Below are 13,181 nucleotides of genomic sequence, written 5' to 3'. Positions count from 1 at the left end.
GCACGCTCGATGGCGTGAGTGAACAGGCGGAACAGGCGGCCCGGAAGACCGGTCGTGGAGCGAAGCGCGTGGCCGACAGCCGGTGGTTCGAGCTGACGGCGCGCGCCGGGTTCGTCGGCAGCGGCATCGTGCACCTGCTGATCGGCTACCTGGCGATCCTGCTCGGCGTCGGCAACGCGTCGTCGGGCAGCGAGACCGACCAGTCGGGTGCGCTGCAGCAGCTCGCCGCGGTCCCCGGCGGGGTCGTCCTGCTCTGGGTCATGGCCGTCGGTTGTGCTGCGCTGACGATCCGGCTGGTGCTCGAAGCCGTGGTCGGTGGGAGGACGGACAGCGCCCGCGCCTGGGGCAACCGCTTGAAGAACGTCGGGAAGGCCGTGGTCTACGGGCTCATCGCCTACTCGGCAGCGTCCTACGCGGTCGGAGCCGGCACGAGTTCGAGCGGGTCGTCGCGGAGCGCTGCGGCGAAGGCCCTCGCAACCCCCGGCGGCGTGTTCCTCCTGCTGCTCGTCGCCGCGGTCGCCGTCGCGATCGGCGTCGGCCTCGTGGTGATCGGCTGCCGGCGCTCGTTCTGGAAGCAGCTGGTGCGCCCGCGGCAGCCCCTCGACCGTGTCGTCACCGTGCTCGGCGTCGTGGGGTACGTGCTGAAGGGGATCGCCGTGGTGGTCGTCGGCGTGCTCATCGCGGTCGCCGGCTTCCGGAGCGACCCCGACCAGGCGACCGGGCTCGACGGTGCGTTCGACGCGCTGCGCTCGATGCCGGGCGGGGTGTTCGTGCTCGTCGCGATCGGCATCGGGTTCCTCGCGTTCGGCGTCTTCAGCTTCTTCCGCGCCCGCTACGCCCGCCTCTGACACGGACACGGTGGACGCGCGCGGAGGCGGCGCCGGTAGACCGGTGTCATGAGCAGCAGCGCGACGACCGGACCCGTGACCGTCTTCTCCGACGCCGGAGCCGTCCTCGCGGAGAGCATCGTGTGGGACCCCGGGACGAACGAGCTGCGGTGGGTCGACATCACCCTCGGCACCCTCACCACCGCGGACGCCCACGGCACGACCACGACCACGGTGCAGCTGCCGCCCCCGCTGGCGAGCTTCCAGCCCCGCGCGGGCGGTGGGTTCGTCGCGGCCCTCGGCGACTCCGTCGTCGTGACGGACGCCCAGGGCGTCGTCGAGCGCGAGATCGCCCGGGTCGAGCACGCCACGGCCGGCCTCCGGTTCAACGAGGGCAAGTGCGATCCGTTCGGCCGGTTCCTCGTGGGCAGCATGAACCTCACCACGGGGGAGCCGGACGGTGCCCTGTACTCGATCGAGCCGGACGGCACCACGAGACTCCTCCGCGGTGGCTTCGGCGTGACGAACGGCATCGAGTGGTCGGAGGACGGCACGGTCATGTACGTCACGGACACGAGCGCGTCGACGATCTACCGCGGGTCGTACGGCCCCGACGGGGAGCTCGGCGAGCTCGAGCCGTTCGTCGTCGGGTCCGCCCACGACGGACTCGTCCGCGACGACGAGGGCTGCTCGTGGAGCGCGGTCTACGGCGGCGGTCGGGTCGAGCGGTACGGTCCGGACGGGTCGCACCTCGAGACCGTCGAGCTCCCGGTGCCGAACGTGACGTCGGTGGCGTTCGGCGGCCCGGACATGTCGACGCTGTTCGTCGCCTCGGCGCGGGAGAACCTCACCGAGGAGCAGCTCGGCGCGCACCCGCACTCCGGTGCCGTCTTCGCAGTGCCGACGCGGGTGCACGGGTTCCCCGCGAACACCTTCAGCGGCTGACGGGGCGCCGACGGCGGGATCGGCGGCGCCGCGGGTATCCTGGGCGATCGCCCGAACCGAGGAGCGACGCCCGACCCGAGGAGACCGAAGTGGACGACGAGCACACGGACACGACACCGGACCCCGCGAAGCGACTGGGCGAGGCCGAGAACGCCGACGTCACGGTCGAGGTCGACCGGGTCGCGGTCGACGGCACGTACGTGCGCGTCAGCTCCGTCGGCGAACCCGGCGACCGCGCCTTCCTGCTCGTCGCGGGGCTCGGCATCGCCGCCACCTACTACGAGCGGCTCGCCCCGCACCTCAACGAGAACGGCCCCGTGCACGCCCTCGACCTGCCCGGGTTCGCCGGTGTCCCGCGCTTCCGCGGGAAGGTCTCGATCGAGCGGTACGCCGACGCGGTCGAGAAGGTCATCGACGACCTCCGACTCGTCGACCCGGTGCTCGTCGGCCACTCGATGGGCACCCAGGTCGTGACCGAGGTGGCAGCGCGTCGTCCGGACATCTCCGACCTGGTGCTCATCAGCCCGGTGGTCGACTCGCACGCGCGCACGGTCCGGCAGTCGGCGTTCCGGTTCCTCCGGTCCACGCTGCACGAGCCGGCGGCCGTCCGCTGGCACGGCATCACGGCGTACGCCCTGTGCGGCTGGCACTGGTTCTCGAAGGTGCTGCCGCGGATGATCGCCTTCCCGATCGAGGAGCGCGCCGCCCACGTGCAGGCACGGACGCTCATCGTGCGCGGCGAGCACGACGCGATGGTCCCGCGGGACTGGGTGCGTCGGCTCGCCCGGGTGTTCCCGTACGCGGTGCTGCGCGAGGTCGTCGACGGCGCGCACTCGGTGATGCACGCACAGGCAGACGCGGTGGCACGGCTCGCGGTGGACCACGTCGCCGGCCGGCTCCCCGACCGCGGCGTGTCCTCGCTGCAGCGCGTCCGCGACGACTCGACGGCGTCGGACCTGTCGCGGCTCGGCCCGCGCGAGGCCTGGATGCTCGTCAAGTCGCGCTTCGTCGAACTGCTCGGCATGGCGAAGAACGACGACGAGACGCTCGAGGCGGCGAAGTCCGCGCACGCGGTCGCGATGGCGGACGGCGACGACCTGCCGGTCGACCCGGCGGATCGCCGCGAGATCGTCGACGAGGTGGCTCCGGAGACGCGCAAGGCGGGCTGATCCCGCGGGCCGGCCCGCGGACGGACGCGACCCACAGGAGGCGCGGTGCCGGTCTCGTCAGCCGGCACCGCGCCTCCAGGGTGGACGCGACGCTACGGCGTGATGCGCCCGATCAGCATGTCCGGCGTGAGCGCGTGGGCCTCGGCGAGGACCTTGCGGGCCTCGTCGGTCTTGTCCCAGACGTTCCAGAGCAGGACGCCGCGCACGAGGTCGTCGTCGTCGAGGTAGTAGACGACACCTGTGACCGTCGGGTCCTGCCAGTCCTCGACGGTGCGCAGCTTCGTGGTGACCTGCCCGACCGCCTCGTACCCCATGTCGAAGACGTCGGAGTAGAACATCGGCGTGTGGTCGTAGGTCTCGTCGGCGTCGGCGAGGTTGCGCCCCGCCTGCCGGCCCTGCTGCTGGGCGTTGTCGACGTGCTCGACCCGGCGCGTGCCGAGGATCCGGTCGGGGTACTCGGCGACGTCGCCAGCGGCGAACACCGAGTCGTCGTCGGTGAGGAGCGTCGAGGAGACGACGATGCCGTCCCGGACGGTGAGCCCGGCGTCGGCGGCGAGCCGGGTCGCCGGTTCGATGCCGAGTCCGACCACGACCGCGTCGGCGGACACCTCGGACCCGTCGTCGAGGGTCAGCGTGACGCCACCCTCGTGCTCGGACCCGTGGTCCACCCGGCGCCCGAGCCGGAGCTCCACGCCGTGGTCGACGAAGCGCTGCTGGAACGCCCGGGCGAGGTCCTCCGGGAACATCCGGCCGCCGACGACCTCGTCCGGGTCGACGAGCGTCACCCGGGCGCCGTTCTGCACGACGCCGGCCGCGATCTCGGTGCCGATGTACCCGCCACCGACGACGGCCACGTGGGCCCCGGCGTCGGCGAGCTCACGGAGGCGTCGGTAGTCGGTGGCGCTCCGGTAGTCGAGCACCCGGTCGGACGGCGACAGCCCGGGGAGCCCGCGGGGCTTGCCGCCGGTCGCGAGGAGCAGTCGCTCGTAGCCGTGGGTGTGCCCGTCCGAGGTCGTGACGGTCTTCGCCGCGCGGTCGATCGCCGTCACCGCGGTCCCGAGCACGAACGTCGCGCCGGTCTCCTCGGTGTGCAGGTCGACCTTCTCGTCCCAGCTGAAGTCCGGGTCGGTCCACAGCTTCTTCGAGAGCGCCGGCCGGGCGTACGGCCGGTCGACGTCCTCGCTGATGATGCCGATCGAGCCGTCGGCATCGAGTTCGCGGACACCGCGGGCAGCGGCGTCGGCGACCATCCCGCCGCCGACGACGAGGTAGCGGAAGTCGGTCATGGCGTCTCCTAGATCGTTGCGACCGAGCCGGAGTCGACCCGGTAGTTCGAGCCGTTCACGAAGCTGGCGAGGTCGGAGCAGAGGAACGCGATGACGTTCGCGACCTCCTCCGGTTCGCCGCGACGCTGCAGCTCCATGTACGGGCGCTCGTCGTCGAGGAACGACGCGATCGCCTCGTCGAAGGTCTGGCCGGTCTCCTCGGCGCGCTTCTTCATCATCGCGTCGGTCATCGGCGTGTGGATGAACGCCGGCGACACGGTGTTCACGAGCAGGCCCTCCTTCGCGTAGGTGCGGGAGAGGCCCTTCGCGAAGGACAGCACCCCGGCCTTGGCCGCGCAGTAGGGGAGCTCGTCGTCGTACGGCTGCGACGCGTCCTCGGACACGAGGTAGACGAGGCGACCCCAGCCGCCCTGGCGCAGGTCGCCGATGAACTCACGCGTGATCCGCACCGGCCCCATCAGGTCGACGTCGATGGTGTCGAGCCATCCCTGTTCGTCGATCTCGTGGAACAGGCCCTGGGCGCCCGTGACGCCGGAGGACTGCACGAGGATGTCGATCTCGCCGACGGCGTCGCGCACCCTGGTGTGCAGGTCGGCCAGGCTCGCGGCGCTCGTGACGTCCGCGGCGAAGGCGTGCAGCCTGCCGTACGGCGCCTCGAGCTGGTCGGCGCTGTTGTCGAGCTGCGACTGGTCGAGGTCCGACACGACCACGGTCGCACCCTCCGCGAGGAGGATGCGAGCCGTGTTCCAGCCGATGCCGGAGTCCGCGCCGAAGACCAGGGCGGTCTTGCCCTGGATCCCGAGGTCCACCTGGTGGCCGCTACGCGTGCGCCGAGGCGTCCGCGACCGCGGGCGTGGTGGCCGAGGCGAGCGGGGTGCTCGGTGCGCGGTTCTCGGCCGAGACCATCCACGCGAGCTGCTCGAGGCGCTCGATGAAGCCGTGCAGCAGGTCGGCCGTCGTCGGGTCTTCCTCGTCGACCTCGTCGTGGACGTCGCGCATGGTGCCGGTCGCCTGGTAGAGGCGGAGCGTCACCTGGTCGATGGCGTCGTGCGTGGTGATCTCGCCCTCGGGGAACTGGTCGAGGTGGCTCGACGCCGCGACGGTGCTCGAGCGGCCGTCCGGGACCGCGTACAGGGCGCGCATGCGCTCGGCGGTGTCGTCGGCGAACTCACGTGCGGCGTCGACGATCTCGTCGAGCTGGAGGTGGAGGTCCCGGAAGTTGGTCCCGAGGATGTTCCAGTGGGCCTGCTTGCCCTGCAGGTGCAGGTCGATGAGGTCCACGAGGACCGCCTGGAGGTTCTTGGCGAGCTTGTCCGATGCGTGCATGATCGGTTCCTTCCGCGTTGGTGACCGGTACCAGACCGGTCTACGCGGTGCGGCAGGACGTCCGCTCAGAGGACGCGTCCCCCGTGGTCCGATCAGTGCGTGACGGCGGGGTCGACCTGGTCGACGGCGGAGCGCATCTGCTCGAGGAACACGGCGACGACGCGGGCGTCCTCGGGGGAGAGGCCCTCGGCGATGCCCATCATCCGACGGTGCATGATGCCGAGGGTCGCACGGACCTCTTCGTCGGTCTCGGTGGTCGGGGTGATCACGAGCGCGCGGCGGTCGGTCGGGTGCGGGTCGCGGCGGACGTGGTTCGACTTCACGAGGCGGTCGATGAGGATCGTGGTCGAGGCCGACGAGATCTTGAGGTACGCCGCCAGGTCCTTCGGCTTCACGGTGCGTCCGGCGCGCTGCGCCTGCAACAGGAAGCGCACCGCGAGCAGGTCGGTCTCGCCCATGCCCATCGAGTCGCGGGTGCGTCGACGCATCGCGGTCTCGGCGGCGCGGTACCGGCGGAGGGCGTTCAGGACGGTGACGCCCCGCTGGGTCGCGTCGTCATCGGGGAACCAGTACCCGGACGCTTCCGTGATCTCCTGCGTGGACATGGCGTTCAGGGTAGCCCGTCTCGTTGCTAGAGCGTCTAGGGATCTCACGGGATGCGGTCTCCCGCACCCGTGGACGGACGGGAGGCGCGGTGCGGGCCCGCACCGCGCCTCCCGTCCGTCGTCACGTGCGTGACGTCGTCAGGCTGCGGCCTGCTCCTCGGTCGCCTCGGCGAGCGCGGTGAGGGCGCCCTGGACGAGCGTGGTGACCTCGGCGTCCTCGCGCGGGTGGGTCTCGGCGAACCGGACCACCGACTGCGGGATGGCGACCTTGACGTCCTCGAGGACCTTCGCGCCGGCGATCCCGGCGACCTTGCGGGCGTCGTCGTGCGCCCAGACGCCGCCGAACTGGCCGAAGGCCGAGCCGATGACGGCGAGCGGCTTGCCGGACAGCGGCGAGGCGCCGAACGGACGCGAACCCCAGTCCAGCGCGTTCTTCAGGACGGCCGGGATGGTGCCGTTGTACTCGGGGGTGACGAGCAGGACGGCGTCGGCGGCGGCGACCGCGTCGCGGAAGGCGACGGCCGAGGCGGGCGGGGTGTCGCCGTCGATGTCCTCGTTGTAGAAGGGCAGGTCGACGATGCCGTCGAAGGTCGACAGCTCGATGCCCTCCGGGGCGTGGTGCGCAGCCGCCTCGGCGAGCTTGCGGTTGATGGACTCGGCGCGGAGGCTGCCGACGAGGGCGAGGACGTTCGTCATCGGGGATCCTTACTGGTTCTGTGACGGAAAGGTGTCATCGACAACCAATGCGTGCGCGTGGACCCCTATTCCCGGTCCCGTGGATCGTCGGTACGTTGGCGACGTGAGCACGCTTCGGACGCCGGCCAGCACGCCCCGCACGACCGACCCGGACTGGTGGCGGAACGCCGTCGTCTACCAGGTCTACCCGCGGAGCTTCGCGGACACGGACGCCGACGGGCTCGGCGACCTCGCGGGCGTGACGAGCCGCGTGCCCTACCTGGCGTCGCTCGGCGTCGACGCGGTCTGGCTGTCGCCGTTCTTCCCCTCCCCGCTGGCGGACGGCGGCTACGACGTCGCCGACTACCGGGACGTCGACGATCGCCTGGGCACACTCGACGACTTCGACGCACTGGTCCGTGCCCTCCACGAGCACGACATCCGGCTGATTGCGGACATCGTCCCGAACCACACCTCGGACGAGCACGCGTGGTTCCGTGCCGCGCTCGCCGCGGGCCCCGGCTCGCCCGAGCGCGCTCGGTACGTGTTCCGGGACGGTGCCGGTGCCGACGGGTCGCTCCCGCCGAGCGACTGGGTGTCGAACTTCGGCGGCAGCGCCTGGACCCGCGTGCCCGACGGCCAGTGGTACCTGCACCTGTTCGCGCCCGAGCAGCCGGACCTCGACTGGTCGAACCCGGAGGTCCGTGCCGACTTCGAGGACACGCTGCGCTTCTGGTCCGACCGCGGGGTCGACGGCTTCCGGGTGGACGTCGCGCACGGCCTGGCGAAGGACCTGTCGACCCCGTACCGTCCGTCCGACGAGCACCACCTGCCGCTCGACGGCTCCGACCCGCTCTACGACCGCGACGAGGTGCACGAGATCTTCGCGGCGTGGCGCCGGGTGCTCGACGAGTACGACCCGCCGCGAGCCGCCGTGGCGGAGGCCTGGGCGCCCGCGCCGCGCCGCGTGCTCTACGCCCGGCCGACCGAGCTCGGGCAGGCCTTCAACTTCGACCTGCTCGAGGCGCCGTTCGAGGACGCGGCGTTCCGGGGCATCATCGACCGGAACCTGTCGGCGTCGGCGCAGTCCGGCGCGTCGAGCACCTGGGTGCTGTCGAACCACGACGTCGTCCGGCACGCGACCCGGTACGGCCTGCCGGACGGCACGGACACCGATGCGTGGCTCATGACCGACGGCACGACACCGTCGCTCGATCGTGCACGGGGGCTCCGGCGGGCGCGGGCGGCGACGCTGCTGATGCTGGCGCTGCCCGGTTCGTCGTACGTCTACCAGGGCGAGGAACTCGGGCTGCAAGAAGCCGCGGCGATCCCGCACGAGGCGCTGCAGGACCCGAAGTGGATCCGCACCGGGCACACCGTGAAGGGGCGGGACGGGTGTCGCGTGCCGATCCCGTGGACCACGTCCGGGCCGTCGTTCGGGTTCGGGGCGGTCGCACCGCACCTGCCGCAGCCGGCCGACTTCGGCGCGTCCTCGGTCGAGGCGGAGGACGGCGACCCCGCGTCGACCCTCTGCCTGTACCGCGCGGCGACCGCTGCCCGACGGGACCTGCAGCGGGGCGAGGACCTCGCGTGGATCGAGGCGCCGGACGGGGTCGTGGCGTTCGCGCGGCACGACGGGTGGCGTTCCGTCACGAACTTCGGGACCGAGCCGGTGGAGCTGCCCGCCGGCGAGGTCGTCGTGTCGTCCGGTCCGCTCGGCGACGGGGTGCTCCCCGGGGAGACCACCGTCTGGTTGCGCTGAGCCGGACTCTTCCTCCACAGCCAGGAGGCGCGGGGACGCGTTCCACAGATCGGCCGATGCCCGCCTGACGGGGACCCTCCGGTCGCGACGATCGGGGCATGACAGCTCCCAACACCCCGCCGGGCGGTCGACCGCCCGCCAGGTCACGCCGGCTCCGCCGCGTCGCGGCCGTCGCGTCCGTCCTGACCGCGCTCGGTGTCCTCGCGGCACCCGGCCTCGTGCCGTCGGCCTCCTCGGCCGACGAGCTCGCCTTCCCCTACGAGAACCAGTTCTCCACCGCTGCCGGCGGCGCCCTGCACGGCGACGCGGCGATCGTCGACGGTCGGCTCCGGCTGACCGACGACGTCAAGGACCAGGCGGGAGCGTGGTCGATGCAGGACACGTTCCCGTCCGACCTCGGGCTCGAGATCGAGTTCAGCTACGCGATGTACCGCGACGTGGACGACCCGGGTGCCGACGGCCTGCTGCTGTTCCTCGCGGACGGCGCCGCCGAGCAGGGCGTCGGGTCGTTCGGGGCCGGGCTCGGGTACGCGTGCCGACGCGAGACGTCCCAGGGCGGTGGCCTCTCCTGCGACCTGCCCGGGGTGCCCGGCGGCTTCGCGGGCATCGCGGTCGACCACTACGGCAACTTCTCGACGCCGATCAACTACTCCGGTCCCGGGGCGCGCCCGGACACTGTGTCGATCCGTGGCTCCGGCGACGGGGTGCTCGGCTACCGCTGGGTCGGCGCTGCCCCCGCTCCCGGTGGCACGGAGACCGCCGGGGCGACGCTCCGGAAGGTCCGCGTAACCCTGCTCCCCGGTGACGCCGGAGAACTCGCGGTCACCGTCCGGCTGCAGGACGGGGACCGGATGCGGACCGTGCTCGACCGGGTCCCCCTGCACGGCGACGGCCAGGCACCGCTGCCGAGCACGCTCCGCCTCGGCTTCGCGGGGGCGACGGGCAGCCACGTCAACGTGCACGAGGTCGACGCCCTGCGCGTCTGGACCCCGACGGACGTCGCCGTCACGCACGACCTCGCGCCGAGCGTCCCGGCGGGTGCCGACGTCGAGTACACGGTGACCGCACGGAACGCCGGCGTGAACGCGTCGGACCCGAGCGCGCTCGAGGTCGACGCGCCCGACGCCCTGCGCGACGTCACGTGGACCTGCTCGGCGGCCGCTGGGTCGTCGTGCGGGACCGAATCGGGCACCGGCGACGTCGCCACCGATCTCGGCCTGCCGCGCGACGGGACGGCCACGGTGACGATCCGCGGCCGCACCGCCGACGACGCCGAGGGCACGCTCGAGAGCGTCGCCACGATCCGACCGGCGCCCCGCACCGCCGACACGAACGAGGACGACAACACCTCGGCGGCGAGCACCACGGTCGCTGCCCGGGTGGACGCACACGTCGAGACGGACAAGTCCGTGTCCCCCTCGACCGCGGTCGAGCCCGGTGACGAGGTCGAGTACACGATCACCGCCCGCAACCGGGGCCCGGGTACCGCCGAGGACGTCGGGGCGGTCGACGAGCTGCCGAGTGCGATGCGGTTCGTCGGGTCGCCGGACGACTGCACGGCCGAGGGGCAGGACGTGACCTGTCGCTCCGGTGCCGCGCTCGCCGCGGGGGAGACCGTGTCGTTCCGAGTCCGGGCGCAGCTCGACCCGGCGTACTCCGGGGACGGGTCGGACGTGGTGAACGTCGCGACCGCGACGTCGCCGAGCGATCCGGACGGCGGCGACCCCTCGCCGGGCGTCGGGATCGTGGTGGTCCCCGGCAGCGACGGCGGTGGTGACGGCGGCGACGGCGGCCCCGACGGGCCGGGTGACGGCGGGGACGCTGACACGGGTCCGCGCGACCGGGCGCCCGACGACCGCGGGGCCCGTCCCGCAGGGGACGGTGGAGACGGCGGGGACGCCGGGCCGGCCCGGACCGGAGCGCTCGCCTACACCGGCACGGAGGACCTCGGCGTGGTCGCGGCGGTGGCGGCCGTCGGTGTGGCGGCCGGGGCGACGTGCTGGTGGCTCGCGCGGCGGCGTGCGCGCCGACGTGCGGCGGAGGACGAGGTCGGGTCGACGCCCCGCTGACCCCTCGCCGACGCCTGCTGGTTCGAGCATCCTCAGCGGCCGATCGCCCCGCGCGGTCGGCCGCTGCACCGTGCGGCGGTAGGATCGAACCACGATCCGCATGCCCGAAAGAGGTCTCGTGTCCGACTCCGTGGACGACTCCGGCCAGCGCGCGCGGTACTGGCCGATCCCCGTCCTCCGGGCTGTGCCAGCCGCGATCGTGGCCATCGTCATCACCTTCTCGTCCAACCACGCGGCGGGCTACGGCCTGCTGCTGTTCGGTGGGTTCGCGGCGGTGGACGGACTCGTGCTGCTGCTCGCGGGCGCGACTCGGCTCCCGGCGGACGGACGGTCGCGCCGGACGACCCTCCTGCAGGCGGTGATCACCCTCGTCGCCGCGGTCGCCGCGTTCGCGTGCAACGGCCTCGGCCTGCCGGCGTTCATCGCGGTCGTCGTCGCCTTCGCCGTCCTCACCGGGGCGCTCGAGCTCACGCAGGGGCTCCGCGCCCGTGGGCGTTCGCCGTTCGCGCGCGACTGGACGACCGTCGGCGGCCTGACGCTGCTGCTCGCCGTCGCCTTCCTGGTGACGCCGCCCGACTACTCGCAGGAGCTCGGCGGTGTCGAGCGGGTCACCGGCACGCTGGACGCCTCGATCGTCCTCGTCGGCCTGCTCGGCGCCTACCTCGCCATCACCGCGGTCTTCCACGTGATCGCCGGCCTCTCGCACAAGTGGGGAACGGCGGCCCCGGCCGCAACCCCGGACGGAGCACCACACGCATGACCACCCCCAGCCGTCGCGACCGCCTGCGCCCGGTCGAGCTCCTCGGGATCTCCGCGATCGTCGCGGTCTTCACCGGGCTCGTCGTGCTGCTCGCCACGCGTGAGCTCCAGCTCGCCGCGATCTTCCTCGGCATCGCGTTCATCGTCGTCGTGGTCGTCCTCGCGATGCTGCAGCTCGCGTCGACGAGCGACCAGGACGACAACGACATGCTCGGTGGTCACAAGACCCCGGGTGAAGGAGACGGCAACGACTTCCACTGAGTCGGAGGCCGCCCCCGCGGTGCCGTCACGGCGGCCGTTCCAGGGCGACCCGGGCCTGCCGCAGCGGTACCGGCACCGGTACCTCATCCTCGCGGTCTGCTGCATGAGCCTGTTCATCGTCTCGATGGACGCCACCGTGGTGAACGTCGCCCTGCCCTCGATCGGGCGTGAACTCGGCAGCTCCATCTCCGGGCTGCAGTGGACGATCGACGCCTACACGCTCGTCCTCGCCAGCCTGCTCCTGCTCTCCGGCTCCACCGCCGACCGCATCGGCCGCCGCACCACCTTCCAGATCGGGCTCGCGCTCTTCACGGTCGGGTCGCTGCTGTGCTCGCTCGCGCCCGGGGTGGGCTGGCTCGTCGTCTTCCGCATGGTCCAGGCGGTGGGCGGTTCGATGATGAACCCGGTCGCGATGTCGATCATCACGGCCACCTTCGACGACGCGAAGGAGCGTGCCCGTGCCGTCGGCGTCTGGGGTGCCGTCGTCGGTGTGTCGATGGGGCTCGGTCCGCTGGTCGGCGGCGCGCTGACGGACACCGTCGGCTGGCGCGCGATCTTCTGGATCAACGTGCCGATCGGCATCGCGGCGATCGTGCTGACGTTCCTGTTCATCCCCGAGTCGAAGTCGCCGGAGCCCCGACGGCTCGACCCCGTCGGCCAGGTGCTCGTGATCGTGCTCCTGGCGACGCTCGTCGGCGGGCTCATCGAGGGGCCGCGGCTCGGCTGGACGTCACCGGCCGCCCTCGGGCTGTTCGTCCTCGCCGCGGCGTCGCTCGTCGTGCTCGTCGCCGTCGAGCGCCGTCGCCGCGAACCGCTCATCGACGTCCGGTTCTTCCGGAGCATCCCGTTCTCGGCCGCGGTCGTCACTGCGATCGGCGCGTTCGGCGCCAACGGGGCGTTCCTCTTCCTCAACGCGCTCTACCTGCAGGAGGTCCGGGGCATGTCGCCGTTCCAGGCCGGCCTGTGGACGCTGCCCGCCGCGGTCGCGACGATGCTCGTCTCGCCGCTGTCCGGGCGGCTCGTCGGCTCGATCGGCACCCGGGTCCCGCTCGTCCTCGCCGGCATCGGCGTCGGCGGCGCCGGGGCGATCCTCACGACGATCGACGCCACGACACCGATGCGGGTGCTCGTCGTCGCCTTCGTGCTGTTCGGGTTCGGGTTCGGCATGGTGAACGCGCCGATCACGAACACGGCCGTCTCGGGCATGCCCCGCGCGCAGTCCGGGTCCGCTGCGGCCGTCGCGTCCACGAGCCGGCAGACCGGGGTGTCGCTCGGGGTCGCACTCGCCGGCACCGTGACCGGCGCGAGTGCGGTCGCGACCGTCGGCGCCGGGTTCGCCGTGGCCACGCACGCGATGTGGTGGATCGTCGTCGGGATCGGAGCTGGGATCGTCCTCGTCGGGTACCTGTCGACCTCGGCTGCGGCGAAGCGCTCGGTCGCCGGCATCGCGCACCTGCTCGACGCCTGAACCGCTCAGGCGACCGACACGCCCGGGAT

General features: G+C 72.5%; 13 protein-coding genes. 8 read left to right on the top strand and 5 right to left on the bottom strand.

Annotation, left to right across the window (positions count from 1 at the left end; genetic code table 11):
* Window positions 1–14 precede the first annotated feature (14 nt).
* The 3 genes from BJK06_RS06390 (at window position 15) to BJK06_RS06380 (ending at window position 2,941) form a co-directional block, all read left to right on the top strand.
* The gene (locus BJK06_RS06390; protein ID WP_181015156.1) at window positions 15–848 is read left to right on the top strand and encodes a DUF1206 domain-containing protein; all 834 of its coding nucleotides are present in this window, start codon (window positions 15–17) and stop codon (window positions 846–848) included.
* A gap of 48 nt (window positions 849–896) precedes the next feature.
* Window positions 897–1,772, top strand: coding sequence for an SMP-30/gluconolactonase/LRE family protein (locus BJK06_RS06385; protein ID WP_070417176.1), 876 nt, complete (start codon window positions 897–899; stop codon window positions 1,770–1,772).
* Between the two features lie 89 nt (window positions 1,773–1,861).
* A complete protein-coding gene (locus BJK06_RS06380; RefSeq protein WP_070417175.1) occupies window positions 1,862–2,941 on the top strand; it encodes an alpha/beta fold hydrolase in 1,080 nt (359 codons plus the stop codon).
* Between the two features lie 92 nt (window positions 2,942–3,033).
* On the opposite strand, the gene BJK06_RS06375 is transcribed toward BJK06_RS06380, so the two are convergent.
* The 5 genes from BJK06_RS06375 to BJK06_RS06355 form a co-directional block, all read right to left on the bottom strand.
* Entirely contained in the window at window positions 3,034–4,227 is a 1,194-nt protein-coding gene (locus BJK06_RS06375) for an NAD(P)/FAD-dependent oxidoreductase (protein ID WP_070417174.1), read from the bottom strand.
* 8 nt (window positions 4,228–4,235) lie between these two features.
* A complete protein-coding gene (locus BJK06_RS06370; RefSeq protein ID WP_070417173.1) occupies window positions 4,236–5,036 on the bottom strand; it encodes an SDR family NAD(P)-dependent oxidoreductase in 801 nt (266 codons plus the stop codon).
* 10 nt (window positions 5,037–5,046) lie between these two features.
* Window positions 5,047–5,553, bottom strand: coding sequence for a Dps family protein (locus tag BJK06_RS06365; RefSeq protein WP_070417172.1), 507 nt, complete (start codon window positions 5,551–5,553; stop codon window positions 5,047–5,049).
* A gap of 92 nt (window positions 5,554–5,645) precedes the next feature.
* Window positions 5,646–6,158, bottom strand: coding sequence for a MarR family winged helix-turn-helix transcriptional regulator (locus tag BJK06_RS06360; protein ID WP_070417171.1), 513 nt, complete (start codon window positions 6,156–6,158; stop codon window positions 5,646–5,648).
* Between the two features lie 138 nt (window positions 6,159–6,296).
* Window positions 6,297–6,854, bottom strand: a complete 558-nt coding sequence (locus tag BJK06_RS06355; protein WP_070417170.1) for an NADPH-dependent FMN reductase — start codon at window positions 6,852–6,854, stop codon at window positions 6,297–6,299.
* 103 nt (window positions 6,855–6,957) lie between these two features.
* On the opposite strand from BJK06_RS06355, the gene BJK06_RS06350 reads away from it, so the two are divergent.
* The 5 genes from BJK06_RS06350 (at window position 6,958) to BJK06_RS06330 (ending at window position 13,152) form a co-directional block, all read left to right on the top strand.
* Window positions 6,958–8,595, top strand: a complete 1,638-nt coding sequence (locus tag BJK06_RS06350; protein ID WP_070417169.1) for an alpha-amylase family glycosyl hydrolase — start codon at window positions 6,958–6,960, stop codon at window positions 8,593–8,595.
* Window positions 8,596–8,693: 98 nt separating this feature from the next.
* On the top strand, window positions 8,694–10,664 hold the full coding sequence (locus tag BJK06_RS06345; RefSeq protein WP_070417168.1) for a DUF11 domain-containing protein: 1,971 nt from the start codon (window positions 8,694–8,696) through the stop codon (window positions 10,662–10,664).
* A 118-nt stretch (window positions 10,665–10,782) separates the two neighbouring features.
* Window positions 10,783–11,424: a DUF308 domain-containing protein gene (locus BJK06_RS06340; protein ID WP_258027726.1), complete on the top strand. Its 642-nt coding sequence runs from the start codon at window positions 10,783–10,785 to the stop codon at window positions 11,422–11,424.
* Window positions 11,421–11,684, top strand: a complete 264-nt coding sequence (locus BJK06_RS06335) for a hypothetical protein (protein ID WP_070417166.1) — start codon at window positions 11,421–11,423, stop codon at window positions 11,682–11,684. Before BJK06_RS06340 ends, BJK06_RS06335 begins: the two co-directional genes overlap by 4 nt.
* 19 nt (window positions 11,685–11,703) lie before the next feature.
* On the top strand, window positions 11,704–13,152 hold the full coding sequence (locus tag BJK06_RS06330) for a DHA2 family efflux MFS transporter permease subunit (RefSeq protein ID WP_258027725.1): 1,449 nt from the start codon (window positions 11,704–11,706) through the stop codon (window positions 13,150–13,152).
* The last annotated feature ends 29 nt before the right edge of the window (window positions 13,153–13,181 follow it).

The organism is Curtobacterium sp. BH-2-1-1, from assembly GCF_001806325.1.
GTDB lineage: Bacteria > Actinomycetota > Actinomycetes > Actinomycetales > Microbacteriaceae > Curtobacterium.
This window is presented reverse-complemented; position numbering and strand designations above follow the sequence as displayed.

Excerpts from the sequence above, each read along its gene's own strand:
- BJK06_RS06345 (WP_070417168.1), top strand. The coding sequence starts at position 8,694 with ATGACAGCTCCCAACACCCCGCCGGGCGGTCGACCGCCCGCCAGGTCA.
- BJK06_RS06375 (WP_070417174.1), bottom strand. The coding sequence starts at position 4,227 with ATGACCGACTTCCGCTACCTCGTCGTCGGCGGCGGGATGGTCGCCGAC.
- BJK06_RS06355 (WP_070417170.1), bottom strand. The coding sequence starts at position 6,854 with ATGACGAACGTCCTCGCCCTCGTCGGCAGCCTCCGCGCCGAGTCCATC.
- BJK06_RS06365 (WP_070417172.1), bottom strand. The coding sequence starts at position 5,553 with ATGCACGCATCGGACAAGCTCGCCAAGAACCTCCAGGCGGTCCTCGTG.
- BJK06_RS06360 (WP_070417171.1), bottom strand. The coding sequence starts at position 6,158 with ATGTCCACGCAGGAGATCACGGAAGCGTCCGGGTACTGGTTCCCCGAT.
- BJK06_RS06385 (WP_070417176.1), top strand. The coding sequence starts at position 897 with ATGAGCAGCAGCGCGACGACCGGACCCGTGACCGTCTTCTCCGACGCC.
- BJK06_RS06335 (WP_070417166.1), top strand. The coding sequence starts at position 11,421 with ATGACCACCCCCAGCCGTCGCGACCGCCTGCGCCCGGTCGAGCTCCTC.